Origin of the sequence: Dysgonomonas sp. GY75 (assembly GCF_015234155.1) — a bacterium.
In the GTDB taxonomy this organism is placed as follows: Bacteria; Bacteroidota; Bacteroidia; order Bacteroidales; family Dysgonomonadaceae; genus Dysgonomonas; species Dysgonomonas gadei.
Genome location: NZ_JADCLQ010000044.1, coordinates 18,537 through 36,120, shown reverse-complemented (window position 1 = coordinate 36,120; position 17,584 = coordinate 18,537). Strand labels below are relative to the sequence as shown.

Genomic DNA, 17,584 nt, shown 5'->3' with positions numbered 1-17,584 from the left:
TAAAAACCAGTATAAATAAGATGCAAAAAATAAAAGTAGCGAATCCCATTGTAGAGATGGACGGCGATGAAATGACCCGTATCATCTGGCAATATATTAAGGATAAACTAATTCTCCCTTATGTAGAAATAGACCTGAAATATTATGACCTGAGTATTCAGAACCGTGATGCAACAGACGATCAGGTAACAATAGACAGTGCCGAGGCCACAAAAAAATACAAAGTGGCCGTAAAATGTGCCACTATTACTCCGGATGAGGCACGTGTAGAAGAATTTGATCTGAAAAAAATGTGGAAATCTCCCAATGGTACTATCCGCAATATAATAGGGGGTACAGTTTTCCGCGAACCGATTATTATCAGCAATATCCCGCGTTTAGTGAATACATGGACACAACCGATTATTATCGGACGTCACGCAAATGCCGATCAATATAAAGCCACCGATTTTGTTACAAAAGGAAAAGGTACATTAACCCTTACCTTTACCCCTGAGGAGGGTGAACCCCAGTCATACACTGTCTATAACTACAGTGGTGATGGAGTGGCTATGGGTATGTACAATACGGATGAGTCTATATACGGGTTTGCCCACTCTTGTTTCAGGCTGGCTTTACAGAAGAAATATCCGTTGTACCTATCCACAAAAAATACAATATTGAAGGCTTATGACGGTCGCTTCAAAGATATATTTCAGGAAGTCTATGATAACGAATATAAGGCTGAATATGTGAAAGTCGGTATTACTTACGAACATCGCCTGATTGACGATATGGTGGCTTCTGCCCTGAAATGGAACGGAGGTTTTGTCTGGGCTTGTAAGAACTATGATGGTGATGTACAGTCTGATACAGTGGCGCAGGGCTTCGGTTCTCTTGGCCTGATGACTTCAGTGCTGCTTACCCCTGACGGGCAGATAATGGAAGCGGAAGCTGCTCATGGAACGGTAACACGCCACTATCGTCAGCATCAGCAAGGTAAAGAGACATCGACGAATCCAATAGCTTCTATCTTTGCATGGACAAGAGGTTTGGCACATCGCGGTAAACTGGATGGAAATCAACCATTGATAGACTTTTCCAATAAATTGGAAGAAACCTGTGTAGAGGTAGTAGAACAGGGTAAAATGACAAAAGACCTGGCTTTGCTTGTATATGGAGATAAAATGGAGCGTTCAAATTATCTGAATACAGAAGATTTTCTGGATGCAATCAGCCGGGAATTACAGATCAAGCTGGCGTAATCATTCGATAAAATAGAGAATAAAACCACTTGCAATCAGTTCTGCAAGTGGTTTTTTTATTTGATAGAAAAGATCTGTCGGACAGGATAATAACCTTTTTGCTAAAGGATAAATGATATCAGCCTATCATACTCTTTCTTATTCCGCGAATTTAAGTGCCTGCAACTTATTCCAGCTTCCCCGTGTAAAGTCTGGTATTTCGACCGGGGCCGAACTATTATCAAGAGATATTTCGGTCAAAGGTATCAGACTGCACCACTCGGCAAGGTCATACACATCCATGTCCAGAGGCAATCCCTTTTGCAGGCAATATATCAGGCGGTAATCCATTACGAAATCCATTCCTCCATGTCCGCCTACTTCTTTGGCTTTGGCTTCTATATCTTTAACTATAGGATGTTTGTATCTCTCCATCAGAGCTTTACGTACATCATCCGGTACAAAACTGTGTGCATTGAGGTTTTCATGGTTGGCAGCCACAGCAGGGTCTATTGCTCCTCCGTCGAGTGCATAACCTTGTGCCGGATATTTATTGGCAAAACCCTTTGTCCCTGTAAGCTGGTACATACGGCTGTAAGGACGTGGCGAATTCACATTGTGCTCGATAAGGATAGATTTACCTTTTTCGGTAGAGATAAGGGTAGAAGTATGCTCCCCGTTGCGAAAATCTTTTACATCTTCGCCGGTTTTCTCTTTTATATAATTAATACTCGATATTTGTTTGGCATCTACAGACACAAGATAATTCATCTTGTCGCCACGATGTATATTCATCGCCTGACATACCGGACCTAGCCCGTGAGTAGGGTATAGGTCGCCTCTGTGTTTTCTGTTATAGTCCATACGCCAGTTTTCCCAATATTGGTCCCAGAATGGCTGTAACCCGTGTATATATGCTCCTTCGCCATGGACAATCTCTCCTAGTAGTCCTTGCTGAACCATGTTGAGAGTAGTCAATTCGAAGAAGTCGTATACACAATTCTCAAGTTGCATACAATGTTTCCGGGTTTGTTCCGAAGTATTTATTAATGCCCATATTTCATCCATTGTCATAGCTGCAGGTACTTCTATGGCCACATGTTTTCCATCTTTCATACCCTGTACACCTATGGTCGCATGCGATTTCCAATCAGTAGCGATATATATTAGATCTACATTCGGCAAAGCTGTAACCTTGCGCCAGATGGAGGTGTCGCCGTAGAATTCCTGCGCTTTCGGTAATCCCTTTTCCACGAGCATCTTATTCACTTTTTCCGTATTTTTTTGTTCCACATCGCAGAGAGCGATAATTTCCACACCCTTTATGTGTGTCATACGGTCTACAGCTCCCGGGCCGCGCATTCCCAGACCGATGAACGCGATGCGGACAGTCGGTAACGGATCAGTTTTCAATTCCAGGACATCGCTTTGTCCGGCAGGACGGGTAGGTACTTCTGTTTTTATGAAAGATGACCGTTCAGTCACTTTTTGCTGTCCGCAACTGATAAACACGAGACAAAGTAAAAATAATGAAAGATTTTTTTTCATGGGATAGAATATTTATAGGTCAATATAGTGTCTTAAAGTACCTGTGTCTTATGGATAGACGGTTGTTACAAAAAAAGTATTTAGTATCTTAATATTATAGATATCTTTCTGTCGGTTGTACCGAAAGGTAGGGAAAATCCTTTAGTAGTGCATCTTCATTATCTTTAAAGAATGCCATAGTCAATTCATAACCGGCCTGATATATTTCTTCCACATGGTCGAGGTCGAACATTGAATAGCGGGAGAGTGCCACCGATTCTATCAGATAATCGCATAGATTACGATCGAGCAGCGTATTCGAACCGGACATGTAATGGAACGAGCGCTCTGCAATGTACTTTATCGAGCTGCGGAATTCGGACTTGGTAATCGGACTTACATTTACCCCTATTATCTTTGTGCATTCGCGGCGTATTGTCGAAACCGGGAAGTTCTTGAATAGCCCTCCGTCTACATAATAATGTTTGTTGATCTCCACGGGCCTGAATATAATAGGGACGGAGCATGAGGCTATTACTGCCGGTATTAACGGGCCGGAGGTAAACACCATACTTTCACCATGCTCTATGTCTGTAGCCACCACATGCAAGGGGATTTTCAGATCTTCGAAGTTTTTTGATTTTAAATGTTTTTTCAGAAAAGACTGGAAGCCCTGACTTTTGAAAAAACCTCCGTGAGGTATTGCAAATTCCGCAAACTCGCGAAAAACCTTTTTCTTAAAGAAAGATATTATCTCTTCGGGTGTATGTCCGTCAGCATATAGTACTCCGGCAAAAGCCCCTGCGCTGGTACCCGATATAATTTCAGGATAAAGTCCTCTTTCATTGAGTGCCTGTAGTACACCAAGATGGGCAAAACCTTTTGCACCTCCTCCACTCAGAGCTATTCCCAGCTTATATATATTCTTTTCGGAGCTCATTTATTGTGTGACACAGATTTAGTTCAGAGCAAATTTAGTTATAATCCTTTTACTTATGAAACTGTTGGAGCAATAAATTGAAAAGTGAAGGTGATCTTAATAATAAGACCGTTCAATCCGGCTTAAGGTTCTTATATAATAAAAAAGCCCCTGCTTTGATGTATCAAAGCGGGGCTTATGTATTTTAGGTAATAATTATTTTACTTCAAACTCTTGTTTCATATCTATTTCTTCCTTGTTTTCATCATAAAAATGATATTCGAGAAGAGCCAGATTCTGGTTTGGTAATATGTTTATTCCCCTACTGTATCTCCATTTCCACTGCCATTTGAGGGAAACAAGACCTTGATTGATAAACGCTGCAACGTATGGATGTACGTGCAAGGTAAATTTCTTCACTTTCAGATCTTTCACAAGATAACTGATTTTCATACGCAAGGTGTCTGTGAATAATATGGATGGCCTTATCTCTCCTTTTCCGAAACAGTTGGGACAAATCTCGGTTGTGGTGATTTCCATTTCAGGACGAACGCGCTGCCTTGTGATTTGCATCAATCCAAATTTGCTCAAAGGCAAAATATTGTGCTTGGCGCGGTCGTTTGCCATTAATTCCTGCATTCTTGTTATCAGTTGACTGCGGTGCTCGCCTTCAGTCATATCTATAAAGTCGATTACGATTATGCCCCCCATGTCTCGCAATCTTAGCTGTCTGGTTATTTCTTCTGCTGCCGCGGAATTCACTTCCCAGGCGTTATTTTCTTGTCCGGCTTCCGGATTCTTAGACCTGTTACCGCTGTTTACGTCTATTACGTGTAATGCTTCCGTGTGTTCTATAATCAGATATGCTCCATTGCGGAACGTTACTGTTTTTCCGAAAAGAGCTTTTATTTGTTTTGTAACGCCGAAGTTATCGAATATGGTGAGATCACCATCGTACTGTTTTACAATGTTCTTCTTCTCAGGCGCAATGAATGAAATATAATCTTTTATCTGATTACATGTGTCGGGATCATTTACATGAATTTCCTGAAAGCTCGAATTAAATACGTCGCGCAAAAGTGCAACGATACGTCCTGTTTCTTCAAAGACGAGGGTCGGCAATTTGCTTTTTTGTATTTTGGGAAGATTGTCATCCCATCGCTTGACCAGTGTTTTCAGTTCAGTATCCAGGTCGGCTACTTTTTTGCCTTCGGCTACAGTTCTTACTATTACGCCGAAGTTTTTAGGCTTTATACTCTGTATCAGCTGGCGTAGTCGGGCTCGTTCTTCCTTCGACTTTATTTTTTGCGATACGGAGACTTTATCGTTGAAAGGTATAACAACAAGGAAACGTCCGGCCAGGGACAATTCCGATGTAAGGCGGGGGCCTTTTGTCGATATAGGTTCTTTGGCTATTTGTACCAGGATTTCCTGTCCGGGTTTCAGTATGTCGCTGATAGAGCCATCCTTGTCGATATCATTCTCCAGTTTCATTTTGGAGATGTTCGGGAATTTTTTCTTATCAACTAGTGCCTGTTTGTAGAACTTATCAACAGATTTGAATTGAGCACCAAGATCTAAATAGTGAAGAAAAGCGTCCTTTTTGTATCCAATGTCTACAAAAGCAGCGTTTAGTCCGGGCATAAGCTTTTTCACTTTGCCGGCATAGATGTTCCCTACCGCGTATGAAGCGTCTCTTCCTTCTTTTTGCAGTTCGACAAGCTTTTTGTCTTCAAGTACTGCTATCGAGACCTCATTGGGCTGAACATCGACTACTAGTTCGCTATTCATAACTATAATTTAGAAGTTGAAAATTAGATTTAAATATATTCAGTATTTAAACCTGAAAATAGGGTTGCTTCTTTATATCCGAGAAGCGGGTTTCATATAATACACAAAGAACAAACTTAAAATTCAACAATTTGTAAGTTTGTTCCTGTATATTTCTGTTAAAGAAAGAACTAAGGCTTATTTTTTCTTTTTGTGCCTATTCTTTCTCAGTCTTTTTTTGCGCTTATGCGTAGACATTTTATGTCTTTTTCTTTTCTTTCCGCTTGGCATGTTATTTATATATTTAGTAATTAATAATTATGTGCGTCTCAATTACTTTCTTACCTGGATTACGAAAGTTTTAGCCGGTTTGAATGCCGGAATTGAATGTGCTGGTATAATGATAGTCGTGTTTTTAGAAATGTTACGAGCTGTTTTTTGAGCTCTTGTCTTCACGATGAAACTACCGAAACCTCTTAAATAAACATTTTCATTCTTGCTCAGGGAGTCTTTGACTACGTCCATGAATGATTCAACTGTTTTCAATACAGTCGCTTTGTCTATGCCTGTATTTTTCGCAATCTCGTTAACGATGTCAGCTTTTGTCATTTTCTTATTTTTTTTTAGATTCAAAACAATTAATTTTTTGGACTGCAAATATATAGCTTTTTATTTACCTTTGAAACAAATAATAACCATTTTTTCTAAATAATGCAGAAATTAACTTTCGGCGACAGATGATTTTTGCTTATGGTAAATAATTGTAAATGAGTAAAGAAAAAGATTTAAGATTGAGTTCTATATTAATAAGGTGGTATAATCGGAATAAGCGAGACCTGCCCTGGCGTGATACCACAGACCCTTATATTATTTGGATTTCAGAAATCATATTGCAGCAAACTCGTGTAGATCAGGGGTATGCGTATTTCACCCGGTTTGTAAAAAGATTTCCTTCTGTAGATTTATTGGCACAGGCCGAAGAGGATGAGGTTTTGAAACTTTGGCAGGGCTTGGGATACTATAGCCGTGCGCGTAATCTTCATGCGGCCGCAAAAATAGTTTTGGAGAAATATCAGGGAGTTTTTCCACAAGACTATACTGATGTTTTGAGTATGAAAGGGGTGGGAGAGTATACGGCTGCCGCAATCGTATCTTTTGCCTATGATCAGCCGCATGCTGTAGTTGACGGTAATGTATTCAGGGTGCTGTCGCGTATATTTGCAGTAGAAGAGCCTATAGATAGCACAAAGGGTAAGAAGTTGTTTTCTCAGCTTGCTCAGGAACTTCTAGATGATAAAAGGGCGGGTTTGCACAATCAGGCTATCATGGAATTTGGAGCATTGCAGTGTGTGCCTGTGTCGCCTGATTGTAACAGTTGTCCGGCTTCGGTAATGTGTCTTGCCTATGCTCAGGACAAGGTGAATGTATATCCGGTTAAAGCCGGGAAGCAAAAAGTGCGCGCCCGTTTTTTCAATTATTTTGATGTCAGGTACGGCGATGGATATATGCTTTTGCATAAACGTACGGCCAAAGATATCTGGCAGGGCTTGTATGAATTGCCATTGATAGAAACCGCAGAAGCTATGTCTATAGAGGAGTTGCACAGGACAGATAGTTTCAGGCGTATATTCGAAAATGGAGATGGGCTTCATATTAAATATATAACGCAAATGAAGCACATTCTTTCTCATCAGGCTATACATGCAGTATTTTATCAGGTGGAGGTTCGAAAGGTGTCAGCTGTAGATGGATATATAGAGGTGAGAGCTAGTGATGTGGACGAATATCCTGTGTCTCGCCTGGTTCATAAATATTTAGAAAAAATGTAACTATTCGGGTCTGGTATTTGCATAAGCCGCAAAACGCTCTAACTTTGTACGAAACATAAACAAATATCGAAACATGGATAAGATATCTTTAATTGTTCCTTGCTATAATGAAGAACAAGCACTCCCTTTCCTATATAAAGAATTAGTGAAACTGACAGACGAAATGCCGGAACAGGAATTTGAATTTATTTTCATCAATGATGGTTCTAGGGACAAGACATTGGAGTTGGTAAAAGAATTGAAGGAGTCAGATGATAGGGTACATTTTGTATCTTTCTCCCGTAACTTCGGAAAAGAGGCCGGTATATATGCCGGACTGAAAGCGGCTACAGGTAACTATATTTCATTGATAGATGCTGACTTGCAAGATCCGCCATCTCTTTTGAAGGAGATGTATGAGAGTCTTAAAACGGAAGAATTCGACTGTGTGGCGACAAGGCGTGTCGACAGAAAGGGTGAGCCTGTCATGCGCTCATTTTTTGCCAAACAGTTTTACAAACTGATAAATAAAATCTCAGATACGGAAGTTGTTGACGGTGCGCGTGATTTCCGTCTGATGACACGGCAGATGGTAGACGCCATTCTGGAGATGAGTGAGTATAACCGTTTTTCGAAAGGTATATTTGGTTGGGTCGGATTCAAAACCAAATGGATAGCTTTTGAAAACATAGAGCGTGTTGCCGGTGAAACCAAATGGTCGTTTATCGGGTTGTTTCTGTATTCGCTGGAAGGGATAATTGCTTTCTCTACCCGGCCTTTGCTTATCGCTTCCCTCTTTGGTATCTTGTTTTGTCTCATCGCATTTGTGATGATCTGTGTTATTATTTTCAAAACGCTGGTGTTTGGGGATGATGTGCAGGGTTACCCGTCCACTATGTGTGTGATCTTCTTTATCGGAGGTATTCAATTGTTTTGCCTTGGAATTTTGGGGCAGTATCTTTCCAAAACTTATCTGGAAACCAAAAAACGACCTATTTACATAGTAAAGGAAAAAGCATAAAAGGTTATTTTGCAATCTTTGGTTGTCAAATTTGAATAATTTGGCATATAAATTTTTGTGTTTAAAAAATAAAACTGTAATTTTGCGCCGATTGTCCGCAGACTCTCATTTGGTGCGCTTTTTGCGCTTTTAGCAAAGTGTCACGAATACCATCGGAAGTGATTGACAATTGATAGAAAAGTTTTAATCTTAAAATGAAAATATGAGTTCTTCTGCTCTTTTTTTAGTTGTTCTTTTAACAGGAATTATGCTTGTGTGTGCCGGGCTCGGCATGGCATTGTTGTTATCACCGAAATCATTTAACGCACAAAAAGGAGAACCATATGAATGTGGGGTTCCTACTCACGGTACTTCATGGATGCAGTTTAAGGTAGGGTATTACCTTTATGCGATCCTGTATCTGATGTTCGATGTGGAGGCGATCTTCTTATTTCCGTGGGCGACTGTTGTACGGAATTTAGGGCTGCCCGGATTATATAGCATATTGTTTTTCGTATTAATCTTAGGCCTTGGACTGGCCTATGCATGGAGGAAAGGAGCATTGCAATGGAAATAAAGAAAATATATATAAAAGGTATTCCTAACGATGAGTTTAAGGATAATGAGTATCTTGAAGATTATATAAAGGAACTGAATGAAAACGGAGTTCCCGTTGTTGTTGGAAAGTTGGACGATCTTATTAACTGGGGACGCTCCAATTCTGTCTGGCCTCTGGCATTTGCTACCAGTTGTTGTGGTATTGAGTTTATGGCTTCGGCTGCTGCCCGTTACGACCTTGCCCGTTTTGGGATGGAGGTTACACGTAATAGTCCCCGTCAGGCCGATACGATGGTAGTAGCAGGCACAATTGTGCATAAAATGGCTCCGCTACTGAAGCGTGTATACGATCAGATGGCAGAACCGAAATATGTTGTGGCCATGGGTAGTTGTGCTATTTCCGGCGGTCCGTTTGTAGATTCATACCATGTAGTGAAAGGGATAGATGAAATAATGCCGGTAGATGTATATGTGCCGGGATGTCCTCCTCGTCCGGAAGCGCTATTCTATGGCTTGATGCAGCTGCAACGTAAAATAAAGGTAGAACGCTTTTTGTTCAAAGTGGATAAAAAGAATAAGTAACCCCTTTCTGGTTACACCAGGGGATGGTTATTCCCCATATAAAACGAACATGTAATTCGCAACTATAATATATCGATGGAAAACATCAGGAAAGTAATATTGGAAGCCGTACCCGAAGCGGTGATCGAAGAAGCCGGAAGGCTTACGGTTACTGTGGAACCGGACAAATTACGCCATTTGGCAAAAGCTCTTCGTTATCATGCAGAGTATCCTTTCGACTATCTGGCTATGCTGACCGGAATGGACTGGGGAGAAAAGCTCGGAGTAAACTATCTTTTGGCTTCATCAAAAGATTTATCCAAAGAGGTTGTAATGAAAACAGGTACAGCCGATAGAGAAAATCCTTTGCTTTATACTGTTACAGATATATGGGAAACTGCCCATTATAACGAACGTGAGGTATATGCAATGTTCGGTATCCGTTTTATCAATAATCCGGATATGCGCCGTTTCTTTCTCAATTCCGATTGGAATGGTTTTCCATTGAAAAAAGATTATGATGCAAACCCAGTATTGAATCCAGTTTCGGTAGAGAGTAAAGATATCGTTGATGTCGCTCCCCGGATTATGGAAACTCCGAATGGATTGAAGGAGGAAACTGTAAGGGTATTCGAAGAGACCGATTATATAATAAATATAGGACCACAACACCCTTCTACTCATGGGGTAATGCACTTCCGTGTTGCATTGGAAGGTGAGATGGTGAAGAAGATAGACGTTCATAGCGGATACATTCATCGCGGGATAGAAAAGATGTGTGAGAACATGACTTATCCGCAAATACTGCACCTGACAGACCGTCTGGACTATCTTTCCGCAAATATCAACCGTCACGGCCTATGTATGTGCGTGGAGAAAGCCGCAGGAATAGAAGTTCCGGAAAGAGCGCAATATATCCGTACCATTATGGATGAGTTGAATCGTATAGATTCTCATCTTGTAGCATGGGCGACCATGTGTATGGACTTAGGTTCTACCACTGCCTTTATATATGGTATGCGCGAACGCGAGGAAATTCTTAAAATATTTGAACAAACATCAGGTGGGCGTTTGATTATCAATTACAACGTTATCGGTGGTGTTATGTTCGATATATACCCTGAATTCCAGAAAGATGTAAAAGCGTTTATTCCGCTTATGCGTAAGCGCCTGAAAGAATACGACCGATTGTTTACAGGAAATGTTATTGCACTGGGACGTATGAAAGGAATTGGCCTTCTTTCCAAAGAAGATGCTATCTCTTATGCGGTTACAGGGCCTGCCGGACGTGGATCGGGTTTTGCTTCTGACATCCGTAAGCATGTACCTTATGCGCTTTACGACAAAGTAGAATTTACAGAAATTATACGCGAAGAAGGAGACGCTTTCGCCAGATACCTGAACCGTCTGGATGAAATAGAAGAGTCTCTGAAAATTATAGAACAATTGGTAGACAATATACCTGATGGCGAATTCTTAGCTAAAACAAAAGCTATCATCAAATTGCCTGAAGGAGAATTTTACCAGAGAGTGGAAGCCGGCCGTGGAGAATTCGGTGTATTCATCGAAAGCCGTGGTGATAAGGTTCCATACCGTCTGAAGTTCCGTTCTCCGTCGATGGCTGCCGTGTCGGTGATGCCTTTGATTTGTGAAGATGAAAAAATTTCAGACTTTATCGGTATCGGTGGTTCTATGGACTATGTGATTCCTGATATCGACCGTTAATACAGATTAAGGTCTCAGGCCTATTTGTTGCTTTTGTATTTGCAACAGCAATAGTAGGTTGCGATTAAATAATGTTGCATTAAATGCTTTTTTGCTTATTCATTTTATCAATATAAAAACATATGCTGTTAAAATTTTCGTTAGAGCCCTCTCAATTGACCACATGGCTTGATACATGGCTACACGCCAATTTGCCTACATGGGCAGCTCTGACAATAGAATTTGTACTGATAGGTGTTGTCTTACTTACTCTTTATGCAGTACTGGCCTTGATATTAATCTATGTAGAACGTAAAATTACGGCATTTTTTCAGGCTCGTTTAGGTCCCAACCGTGTAGGTAAGTACGGACTCGTTCAGAGTGTGGCCGACATGGTTAAGATATTGCTGAAAGAAATTATTCATGTTAAGCAATCTGACAGGTTCCTGTTTTTTACAGCGCCTTTCTTTATGATTGTGGCTTCCATGCTTACATTCGGTGCATTACCATTTGGGCAGGGACTTCAAATCGTGGATTTCAATATCGGAGCATTCTATGTAATTGCCGTTTCATCATTGGGTATCATCGGTGTACTATTGGCAGGATGGTCCAGTAACAACAAATATTCGATGATTGGAGCCATGCGAAGCGGTGCGCAATTTATTAGCTACGAGCTTTCAGCAGGATTTGCTTTGATGACAATGGTTGTACTTTCGGGTACAATGAGTTTTTCCCAGATAATACAGGGACAGACATATCTTCACCAATGGAATATAATAGCAGGACACGTGCCCGCATTTATTGCATTTATTATCTATCTGATTTCAGGACATGCCGAGACTAACCGTGGACCTTTCGACTTACCGGAAGCCGAATCGGAGTTAACGGCAGGTTATCATACGGAATATTCAGGATTGCAATTCGGGTTTTTCTATCTGGCAGAGTATCTGAATATGTTTATCGTTGCTGGTATCGCCGCTACAGTATTCTTAGGAGGATGGATGCCTGTACAAATTGAAGGTTGGGATGACTTTAACCAGATAATGAACTATATTCCTTCATTCGTGTGGTTCTTTATGAAAGCAGGATTCCTTGTTTTCCTTAGTTTGTGGGTAAGATGGACATTCCCGCGTTTGCGTATCGACCAGCTATTGAATCTGGAATGGAAATATTTATTACCGATCAATATGGTAAACATATTATTGATGGTAGCTATGGTTTTATTGGGTTGGACTTTTAAATGAGTAAAAGATAGTATTTATATACTGTTGCAGATATAAAAATAATAAAAAGGTCTGAGGCCTTAATTTATAGAAAATACGACAATGAGTTCAGTATCAGAATATTTTTCAGGTTTATTTGGAGGTATCAAGTCATTGCTCACGGGGATGAGAGTGACGTGGGGTGAGCTGTGGACAAAAAAGATCACAGAGCAATACCCTGAAAACCGTGCAACCCTAGTAATCCCTGACCGTTTCCGTGGCGAGCTGATTATGCCGCACGATGAAAACAACGAACATGCCTGTACCGCTTGTGGTATCTGTCAGATGAATTGTCCGAACGGAACAATACAGGTTATATCGAAGAGTATAGAAACAGAAGACGGGAAAAAGAAAAAAATCATAGATCGTTACATCTATGATTTAGGAATGTGTACATTCTGTAATCTGTGCGTGATAACTTGTCCGTCGGATGCAATTGTTTTTGCGAATACGTTTGAAAATTCGCTTTTCACTCGTAGCAAGCTTATACAGCAATTAAACCATGAGGGGTCTAAGCTTCGTGAAAAGAAAAAGGAAAAACCGGCTCCTGCTGTAGTCTCAGCTCCTGTAGCTAAAGCTGAAGAAGCTGTGCATGGAAAGAGTACTGCACCGGAAAATGTTCCTCAAACACCGCTTGAGCCTATACCTGCACAGGATATAAAAACGACCGATGGAAGCCATCCCGAACTGGATGTGAAAAAGGATGTGACAACCAAGACAGTACCTGCATCGAAAACAGATGGAGATATTGAGCCAAAAGAAGATAAAGAATAAATAATATACGATAATCAACAGATTATGGCAGAACAGATTATATTTTACATTATAGCGACAATCATTGTGTTTTCCACCATCATGGCGGTTACGACACAAAAGATTATCCGCTCGGCGACATTCCTGTTATTTGTCCTTTTAGGAACAGCAGGTTTGTATTTACTTCTCGATTACCATTTCCTGATGGCAGTACAGATTGCAGTCTATGCAGGAGGGGTGATGGTACTATTTATCTTTGCTATCCTGCTCACCCATGAACCGGGTGTGGATGTAAAATTCGAAAAACCGGGCAGGATGTTTGTCGCAGCTGTTACGGCTTTGGCCGGACTTGGTATTTGTGGTCACATTATATTCTACAATGTGAATAAATTCTATACTTATGTTACGCAGAGCGAATTGCAGATGCAGGATATAGGTATGGCGATGATGGGTACGGATAAATACCAATACTTATTGCCGTTCGAGGCTATAAGCGTGTTATTGTTAGCTTGTATTATTGGTGGTATAATGATTGCCAGAAAAAGATAAATAGACATTATGGGTGATTTTATAACAAGTTTTCTATCAGGACCGGTGCCTATCGAGGCATATCTGGCGGTAAGTACGATTATGTTCTTTGCCGGAGTATATGGTTTCCTTTCGCGTAAAAACATGTTGATGGTTCTGGTTTCTGTAGAGTTGATGCTCAATGCCGCCGACCTGAATTTTGTGGTATTCAACCGTTATCTGTATCCGGGACAGCTCGAAGGGTTTTTCTTTACCCTGTTTGCAATAGGAATAGCCGCCGCCGAAACAGCGATAGCCATCGCCATCATTATTAATATATACCGCCATGTGAAGAGTATATATATAGATGAGAATATTACTAAAATGAAAAACTAAGCAAGGAAAAGATAAGGTCTCAGACCTATTTGTAACTTTTTATATCTATAACAACAATAGTCGGTTACAATTAAATAATATTGCATTAAATACTTTCTTTTACTTATAAGATATGGACGCATTTAATTATTCTATACTGATACTTGTACTTCCTGTCGTAATGTTCCTCATTTTGGGGCTGGGCGGAAAATATATGAAGCCTGTAATTGCCGGAACACTGGGGAGCCTTTCCCTTGCTGTAATGGCAGTGTTGGCTTATACTACAGCCTATCAGTATTTCTTCGAAGTTGGAAAAGGTGCCGATGGCGTTTATCAGGCTATAAATGTATTCCACTTCCAGTGGTTAAGATTTACGGATACATTGCATATCGACTTAGGAATGTACCTCGATCCTATTTCGGTGATGATGCTCGTAGTGATTACTACCGTATCTCTGATGGTACATGTTTATAGCTTAGGCTATATGAAGGGTGAAAAAGGATTTCAACGTTATTACGCTTTTCTATCCCTGTTTAGTTTCGCAATGCTCGGGCTTGTTGTGGCAACCAATATATTCCAGATGTATATCTTCTGGGAACTAGTGGGGGTATCTTCATTCCTGCTCATCAGTTTCTATTATGTAAAACCGTCGGCAGTAGCTGCTTCAAAGAAAGCATTTATTGTTACTCGTTTTGCCGACTTCTTCTTCCTTGTAGGTATTCTGTTACTATCATATTTCACAGGTACATTCGACTTTGCTACATTGACAGCATCGAATGCAGATATCTGTGTGTCGTCTACAGCCGGGATGTCATTCCTTGGCATGTCTGTTCTATCGTGGGCAATGCTTCTTATATTCATGGGAGGTGCCGGAAAATCGGCGATGATGCCGTTTCACATTTGGTTGCCCGATGCGATGGAAGGCCCGACCCCTGCGTCTGCGCTTATCCATGCGGCAACGATGGTGGTAGCCGGAGTATTCCTTGTAGCGCGCTTATTCCCTATATATCACTTCGGAGCGCCTGAAATTTTGACTGTTATAGCGTGGGTAGGAGCGATCACGGCATTGTTTGCTGCGGTAGTGGCATGTACCCAAACCGATATTAAACGTGTACTGGCATTCTCAACTATATCTCAGATTGCATTCATGCTTACCTCTTTAGGGGTTTCCAAATTTGGAGAACATGAAGGACTGGGTTATATGGCTGGTATGTTCCATTTGTTTACTCATGCATTCTTCAAAGCTCTGTTGTTCCTTGGAGCAGGAGCTATTATCCATGCGGTACACAGTAATGAGATGGGAGATATGGGCGGTCTGAAAAAATATATGCCGATTACGTGTATTACATTTGCAATCGCATTGTTTGCAATTGCCGGCGTACCGTTCTTCTCCGGATTCTATAGTAAGGATGAAATACTGGCTTCGGCTTTCGAACATAACAAAGCAATATACTTTATATTGAGTTTTGCTGCGGGATTGACGGCATTCTACATGACACGTCTTTTCCTACGCATCTTCTTCTACGAAAGTGATAAGCACTATCATCACAAGCCTCACGAAGCAGGCCCTATGATGTTTATACCTCTTATTATATTAGCCATATTTGCATTTGGTGCAGGGTATATTCCATTCGGACATTTTGTTACGTCTGACGGTGCATCATATGATATTCATATCGATTGGCAGGTAGCGATAACAAGTATCATTATCTCATTTATTGGAATGGGTATTGCGGTGCGGATGTATTATAAGAAAAATGATATACCTGATAGAATTACAGCAAGTATCAGCACATTCTACAAATGGGCGTACAATAAGTTCTATTTCGACGAATTGTGGCTATATGTAACGCGTAATATTATTTTCAAACGTATCTCTGCAACGATAGCATGGTTCGATAAGAAGTTTGTAGACGGCTTTATGGATTCACTGGCTTATGTAACACAGGCAGCGTCCAGCACAATCAAAGACTTCCAGTCGGGATATATCCAACAATATGCATTTGCGTATCTGCTGGGAGCGTTGATACTTGTAGTCGGTTTTGGCGGATGGTTAATTGCTTTTATTTGTAAATAAGATATAGTTAAAAATATAAGAATATGAATATTCTTTCATTATTTGTTCTGGTTCCTGTTGTGATGTTGCTTGCGTTTATACCTTGCCGCAACATCAAACAAGTACGCACCGTGGGAGTAGTAGGTGCAGTTATAGAAGTTATTTTAGCTTTGGTTCTCCTGTTTATGTTCTATCAGGAACGTGCAGCAGGAAATGCAGCGGAAATGCTGTTCACATTCGATGCAGTTTGGTTTCAGGCAGCAAGCATGAATATACATTACGCTATCGGGGTTGATGGTATTTCTGTGCTGATGATACTGCTTACCGCTGTCATTATATTTACAGGGACTTTTGCTTCATGGAATATGAACCCGTTGCCAAAAGACTTCTTTATGTGGCTGACTCTCTTGTCTATCGGTGTATATGGCTTCTTCATCTCTTTGGATATGTTTACCATGTTCTTCTTTTACGAGATAGCCCTGATACCGATGTACTTGTTGATCGGGCTTTGGGGTACGGGGCGTAAAGAATATTCGGCAATGAAACTTACCCTCATGTTGATGGGAGGTTCGGCATTCCTCTTCGTAGGTATTCTTGGTATATACTTCCATTCTTCCGTTACAGGAGATTATACATTCAATATACTGGAAATAGCTGCAAATAATTCGATTCCTGTTTCAGTCCAATACTGGGCATTCCCTCTTACATTCTTAGGTTTTGGAGTTCTTGGAGCTTTGTTTCCATTCCATACGTGGTCGCCTGATGGTCATGCATCTGCACCGACAGCTGTATCTATGCTTCATGCAGGAGTATTGATGAAGCTGGGAGGATACGGTTGTTTCCGTATCGCTATGCGTCTGATGCCGGAAGCTGCTGACGAACTATCCTGGATATTCATTATACTTACAGGTATCAGTGTTATCTACGGAGCATTAGGAGCTATTGCTCAAACAGACTTGAAATATATCAATGCTTATTCTTCAGTGAGCCACTGTGGATTGGTATTGTTTGCTATATTGATGATGAACCAGACCGCCATGACGGGTGCTGTGATGCAGATGCTTTCACATGGTCTGATGACAGCTCTTTTCTTTGCCCTGATTGGTATGATATACGGACGTACACATACTCGCGATATACGCCAGATGGGAGGGCTGATGAAGATTATGCCATTCCTGAGCGTATGTTATGTGATTGCCGGTTTGGCATCTTTGGGACTACCGGGATTGAGTGGTTTCGTTGCTGAGATGACAATTTTTGTAGGTGCATTTGAGCACAACGATTTGTTCCATCGAATCTTTACCATTGCAGCAATATCTTCAATTGTGGTAACAGCTGTTTATATTCTGAAAGTGGTTGGTAAAATATTATATGGTCCGGTTCAGGATCCGCATCATTTAGAATTGACTGATGCTGTATGGCATGAAAAAATAGCAACAGTAGGATTGATAATCTGTGTTGCAGGTATGGGATTGTTCCCGGGATGGATTTCCGATTTGATTACTTCAAGTCTGGGATATATAAAATAAGTAAGAAATAGATTGTAAACATTGAAATTATA

Annotated in this window: 15 protein-coding genes and 1 pseudogene; 12 read left to right on the top strand and 4 right to left on the bottom strand. The window is 40.7% G+C overall.

What is annotated here, in order from left to right; translation table 11 throughout:
- Positions 1–20: 20 nt before the first annotated feature.
- Positions 21–1,244 carry an isocitrate dehydrogenase (NADP(+)) gene (locus tag IR083_RS16825; protein WP_194225193.1) on the top strand — a complete coding sequence of 408 codons (1,224 nt, stop codon included), beginning with the start codon at positions 21–23 and terminating at the stop codon, positions 1,242–1,244.
- Positions 1,245–1,382: 138 nt separating this feature from the next.
- Here the strand turns inward: IR083_RS16825 and IR083_RS16820 are convergent, their stop codons facing one another.
- From IR083_RS16820 to IR083_RS16805, 4 genes are all read right to left on the bottom strand, one after another.
- Complete coding sequence (locus tag IR083_RS16820) at positions 1,383–2,771, bottom strand: Gfo/Idh/MocA family protein (protein ID WP_194225192.1); 1,389 nt, start codon at positions 2,769–2,771, stop codon at positions 1,383–1,385.
- A 94-nt stretch (positions 2,772–2,865) separates the two neighbouring features.
- A complete protein-coding gene (locus IR083_RS16815) occupies positions 2,866–3,690 on the bottom strand; it encodes a patatin-like phospholipase family protein (RefSeq protein ID WP_006801660.1) in 825 nt (274 codons plus the stop codon).
- Positions 3,691–3,885: 195 nt separating this feature from the next.
- Positions 3,886–5,460, bottom strand: a complete 1,575-nt coding sequence (locus tag IR083_RS16810) for a ribonuclease E/G (protein ID WP_006801659.1) — start codon at positions 5,458–5,460, stop codon at positions 3,886–3,888.
- A 312-nt stretch (positions 5,461–5,772) separates the two neighbouring features.
- Positions 5,773–6,078, bottom strand: a complete 306-nt coding sequence (locus IR083_RS16805; RefSeq protein ID WP_317174757.1) for an HU family DNA-binding protein — start codon at positions 6,076–6,078, stop codon at positions 5,773–5,775.
- 128 nt (positions 6,079–6,206) lie between these two features.
- On the opposite strand from IR083_RS16805, the gene mutY reads away from it, so the two are divergent.
- The 11 genes and pseudogenes from mutY to IR083_RS16750 all read left to right on the top strand — a co-directional run bounded on the left by mutY (position 6,207) and on the right by IR083_RS16750 (position 17,552).
- Positions 6,207–7,268, top strand: coding sequence for an A/G-specific adenine glycosylase (gene mutY, locus IR083_RS16800; protein ID WP_006801657.1), 1,062 nt, complete (start codon positions 6,207–6,209; stop codon positions 7,266–7,268).
- 73 nt (positions 7,269–7,341) lie between these two features.
- Positions 7,342–8,268 carry a glycosyltransferase family 2 protein gene (locus tag IR083_RS16795; RefSeq protein WP_006801656.1) on the top strand — a complete coding sequence of 309 codons (927 nt, stop codon included), beginning with the start codon at positions 7,342–7,344 and terminating at the stop codon, positions 8,266–8,268.
- A gap of 202 nt (positions 8,269–8,470) precedes the next feature.
- Complete coding sequence (locus IR083_RS16790; protein WP_006801655.1) at positions 8,471–8,824, top strand: NADH-quinone oxidoreductase subunit A; 354 nt, start codon at positions 8,471–8,473, stop codon at positions 8,822–8,824.
- A complete protein-coding gene (locus IR083_RS16785; protein ID WP_044216933.1) occupies positions 8,815–9,387 on the top strand; it encodes an NADH-quinone oxidoreductase subunit B in 573 nt (190 codons plus the stop codon). Before IR083_RS16790 ends, IR083_RS16785 begins: the two co-directional genes overlap by 10 nt.
- A gap of 75 nt (positions 9,388–9,462) precedes the next feature.
- Positions 9,463–11,091, top strand: coding sequence for an NADH-quinone oxidoreductase subunit D (locus IR083_RS16780; protein WP_194225190.1), 1,629 nt, complete (start codon positions 9,463–9,465; stop codon positions 11,089–11,091).
- Positions 11,092–11,213: 122 nt separating this feature from the next.
- Positions 11,214–12,314 carry an NADH-quinone oxidoreductase subunit NuoH gene (gene nuoH, locus IR083_RS16775; protein ID WP_194225189.1) on the top strand — a complete coding sequence of 367 codons (1,101 nt, stop codon included), beginning with the start codon at positions 11,214–11,216 and terminating at the stop codon, positions 12,312–12,314.
- 81 nt (positions 12,315–12,395) lie between these two features.
- Positions 12,396–12,869 (top strand): annotated as a pseudogene (locus IR083_RS16770) (4Fe-4S binding protein); the annotation flags it as partial.
- Positions 12,870–13,130: 261 nt separating this feature from the next.
- A complete protein-coding gene (locus IR083_RS16765; RefSeq protein ID WP_194225187.1) occupies positions 13,131–13,634 on the top strand; it encodes an NADH-quinone oxidoreductase subunit J in 504 nt (167 codons plus the stop codon).
- Positions 13,635–13,643: 9 nt separating this feature from the next.
- A complete protein-coding gene (gene nuoK / locus IR083_RS16760; RefSeq protein ID WP_006801649.1) occupies positions 13,644–13,988 on the top strand; it encodes an NADH-quinone oxidoreductase subunit NuoK in 345 nt (114 codons plus the stop codon).
- 112 nt (positions 13,989–14,100) lie between these two features.
- Positions 14,101–16,044: an NADH-quinone oxidoreductase subunit L gene (gene nuoL, locus IR083_RS16755; RefSeq protein WP_194225186.1), complete on the top strand. Its 1,944-nt coding sequence runs from the start codon at positions 14,101–14,103 to the stop codon at positions 16,042–16,044.
- Between the two features lie 23 nt (positions 16,045–16,067).
- Positions 16,068–17,552, top strand: a complete 1,485-nt coding sequence (locus IR083_RS16750; protein ID WP_194225185.1) for a NuoM family protein — start codon at positions 16,068–16,070, stop codon at positions 17,550–17,552.
- Positions 17,553–17,584 lie beyond the last annotated feature (32 nt).

Bases quoted from the DNA above. Each gene is read 5' to 3' on its own strand.
- IR083_RS16825 (WP_194225193.1), top strand. From the start codon at position 21: ATGCAAAAAATAAAAGTAGCGAATCCCATTGTAGAGATGGACGGCGAT.
- IR083_RS16820 (WP_194225192.1), bottom strand. From the start codon at position 2,771: ATGAAAAAAAATCTTTCATTATTTTTACTTTGTCTCGTGTTTATCAGT.
- IR083_RS16815 (WP_006801660.1), bottom strand. From the start codon at position 3,690: ATGAGCTCCGAAAAGAATATATATAAGCTGGGAATAGCTCTGAGTGGA.
- IR083_RS16810 (WP_006801659.1), bottom strand. From the start codon at position 5,460: ATGAATAGCGAACTAGTAGTCGATGTTCAGCCCAATGAGGTCTCGATA.
- mutY (WP_006801657.1), top strand. From the start codon at position 6,207: ATGAGTAAAGAAAAAGATTTAAGATTGAGTTCTATATTAATAAGGTGG.
- IR083_RS16795 (WP_006801656.1), top strand. From the start codon at position 7,342: ATGGATAAGATATCTTTAATTGTTCCTTGCTATAATGAAGAACAAGCA.
- IR083_RS16790 (WP_006801655.1), top strand. From the start codon at position 8,471: ATGAGTTCTTCTGCTCTTTTTTTAGTTGTTCTTTTAACAGGAATTATG.
- IR083_RS16785 (WP_044216933.1), top strand. From the start codon at position 8,815: ATGGAAATAAAGAAAATATATATAAAAGGTATTCCTAACGATGAGTTT.
- IR083_RS16780 (WP_194225190.1), top strand. From the start codon at position 9,463: ATGGAAAACATCAGGAAAGTAATATTGGAAGCCGTACCCGAAGCGGTG.
- nuoH (WP_194225189.1), top strand. From the start codon at position 11,214: ATGCTGTTAAAATTTTCGTTAGAGCCCTCTCAATTGACCACATGGCTT.
- IR083_RS16765 (WP_194225187.1), top strand. From the start codon at position 13,131: ATGGCAGAACAGATTATATTTTACATTATAGCGACAATCATTGTGTTT.
- nuoK (WP_006801649.1), top strand. From the start codon at position 13,644: ATGGGTGATTTTATAACAAGTTTTCTATCAGGACCGGTGCCTATCGAG.
- nuoL (WP_194225186.1), top strand. From the start codon at position 14,101: ATGGACGCATTTAATTATTCTATACTGATACTTGTACTTCCTGTCGTA.
- IR083_RS16750 (WP_194225185.1), top strand. From the start codon at position 16,068: ATGAATATTCTTTCATTATTTGTTCTGGTTCCTGTTGTGATGTTGCTT.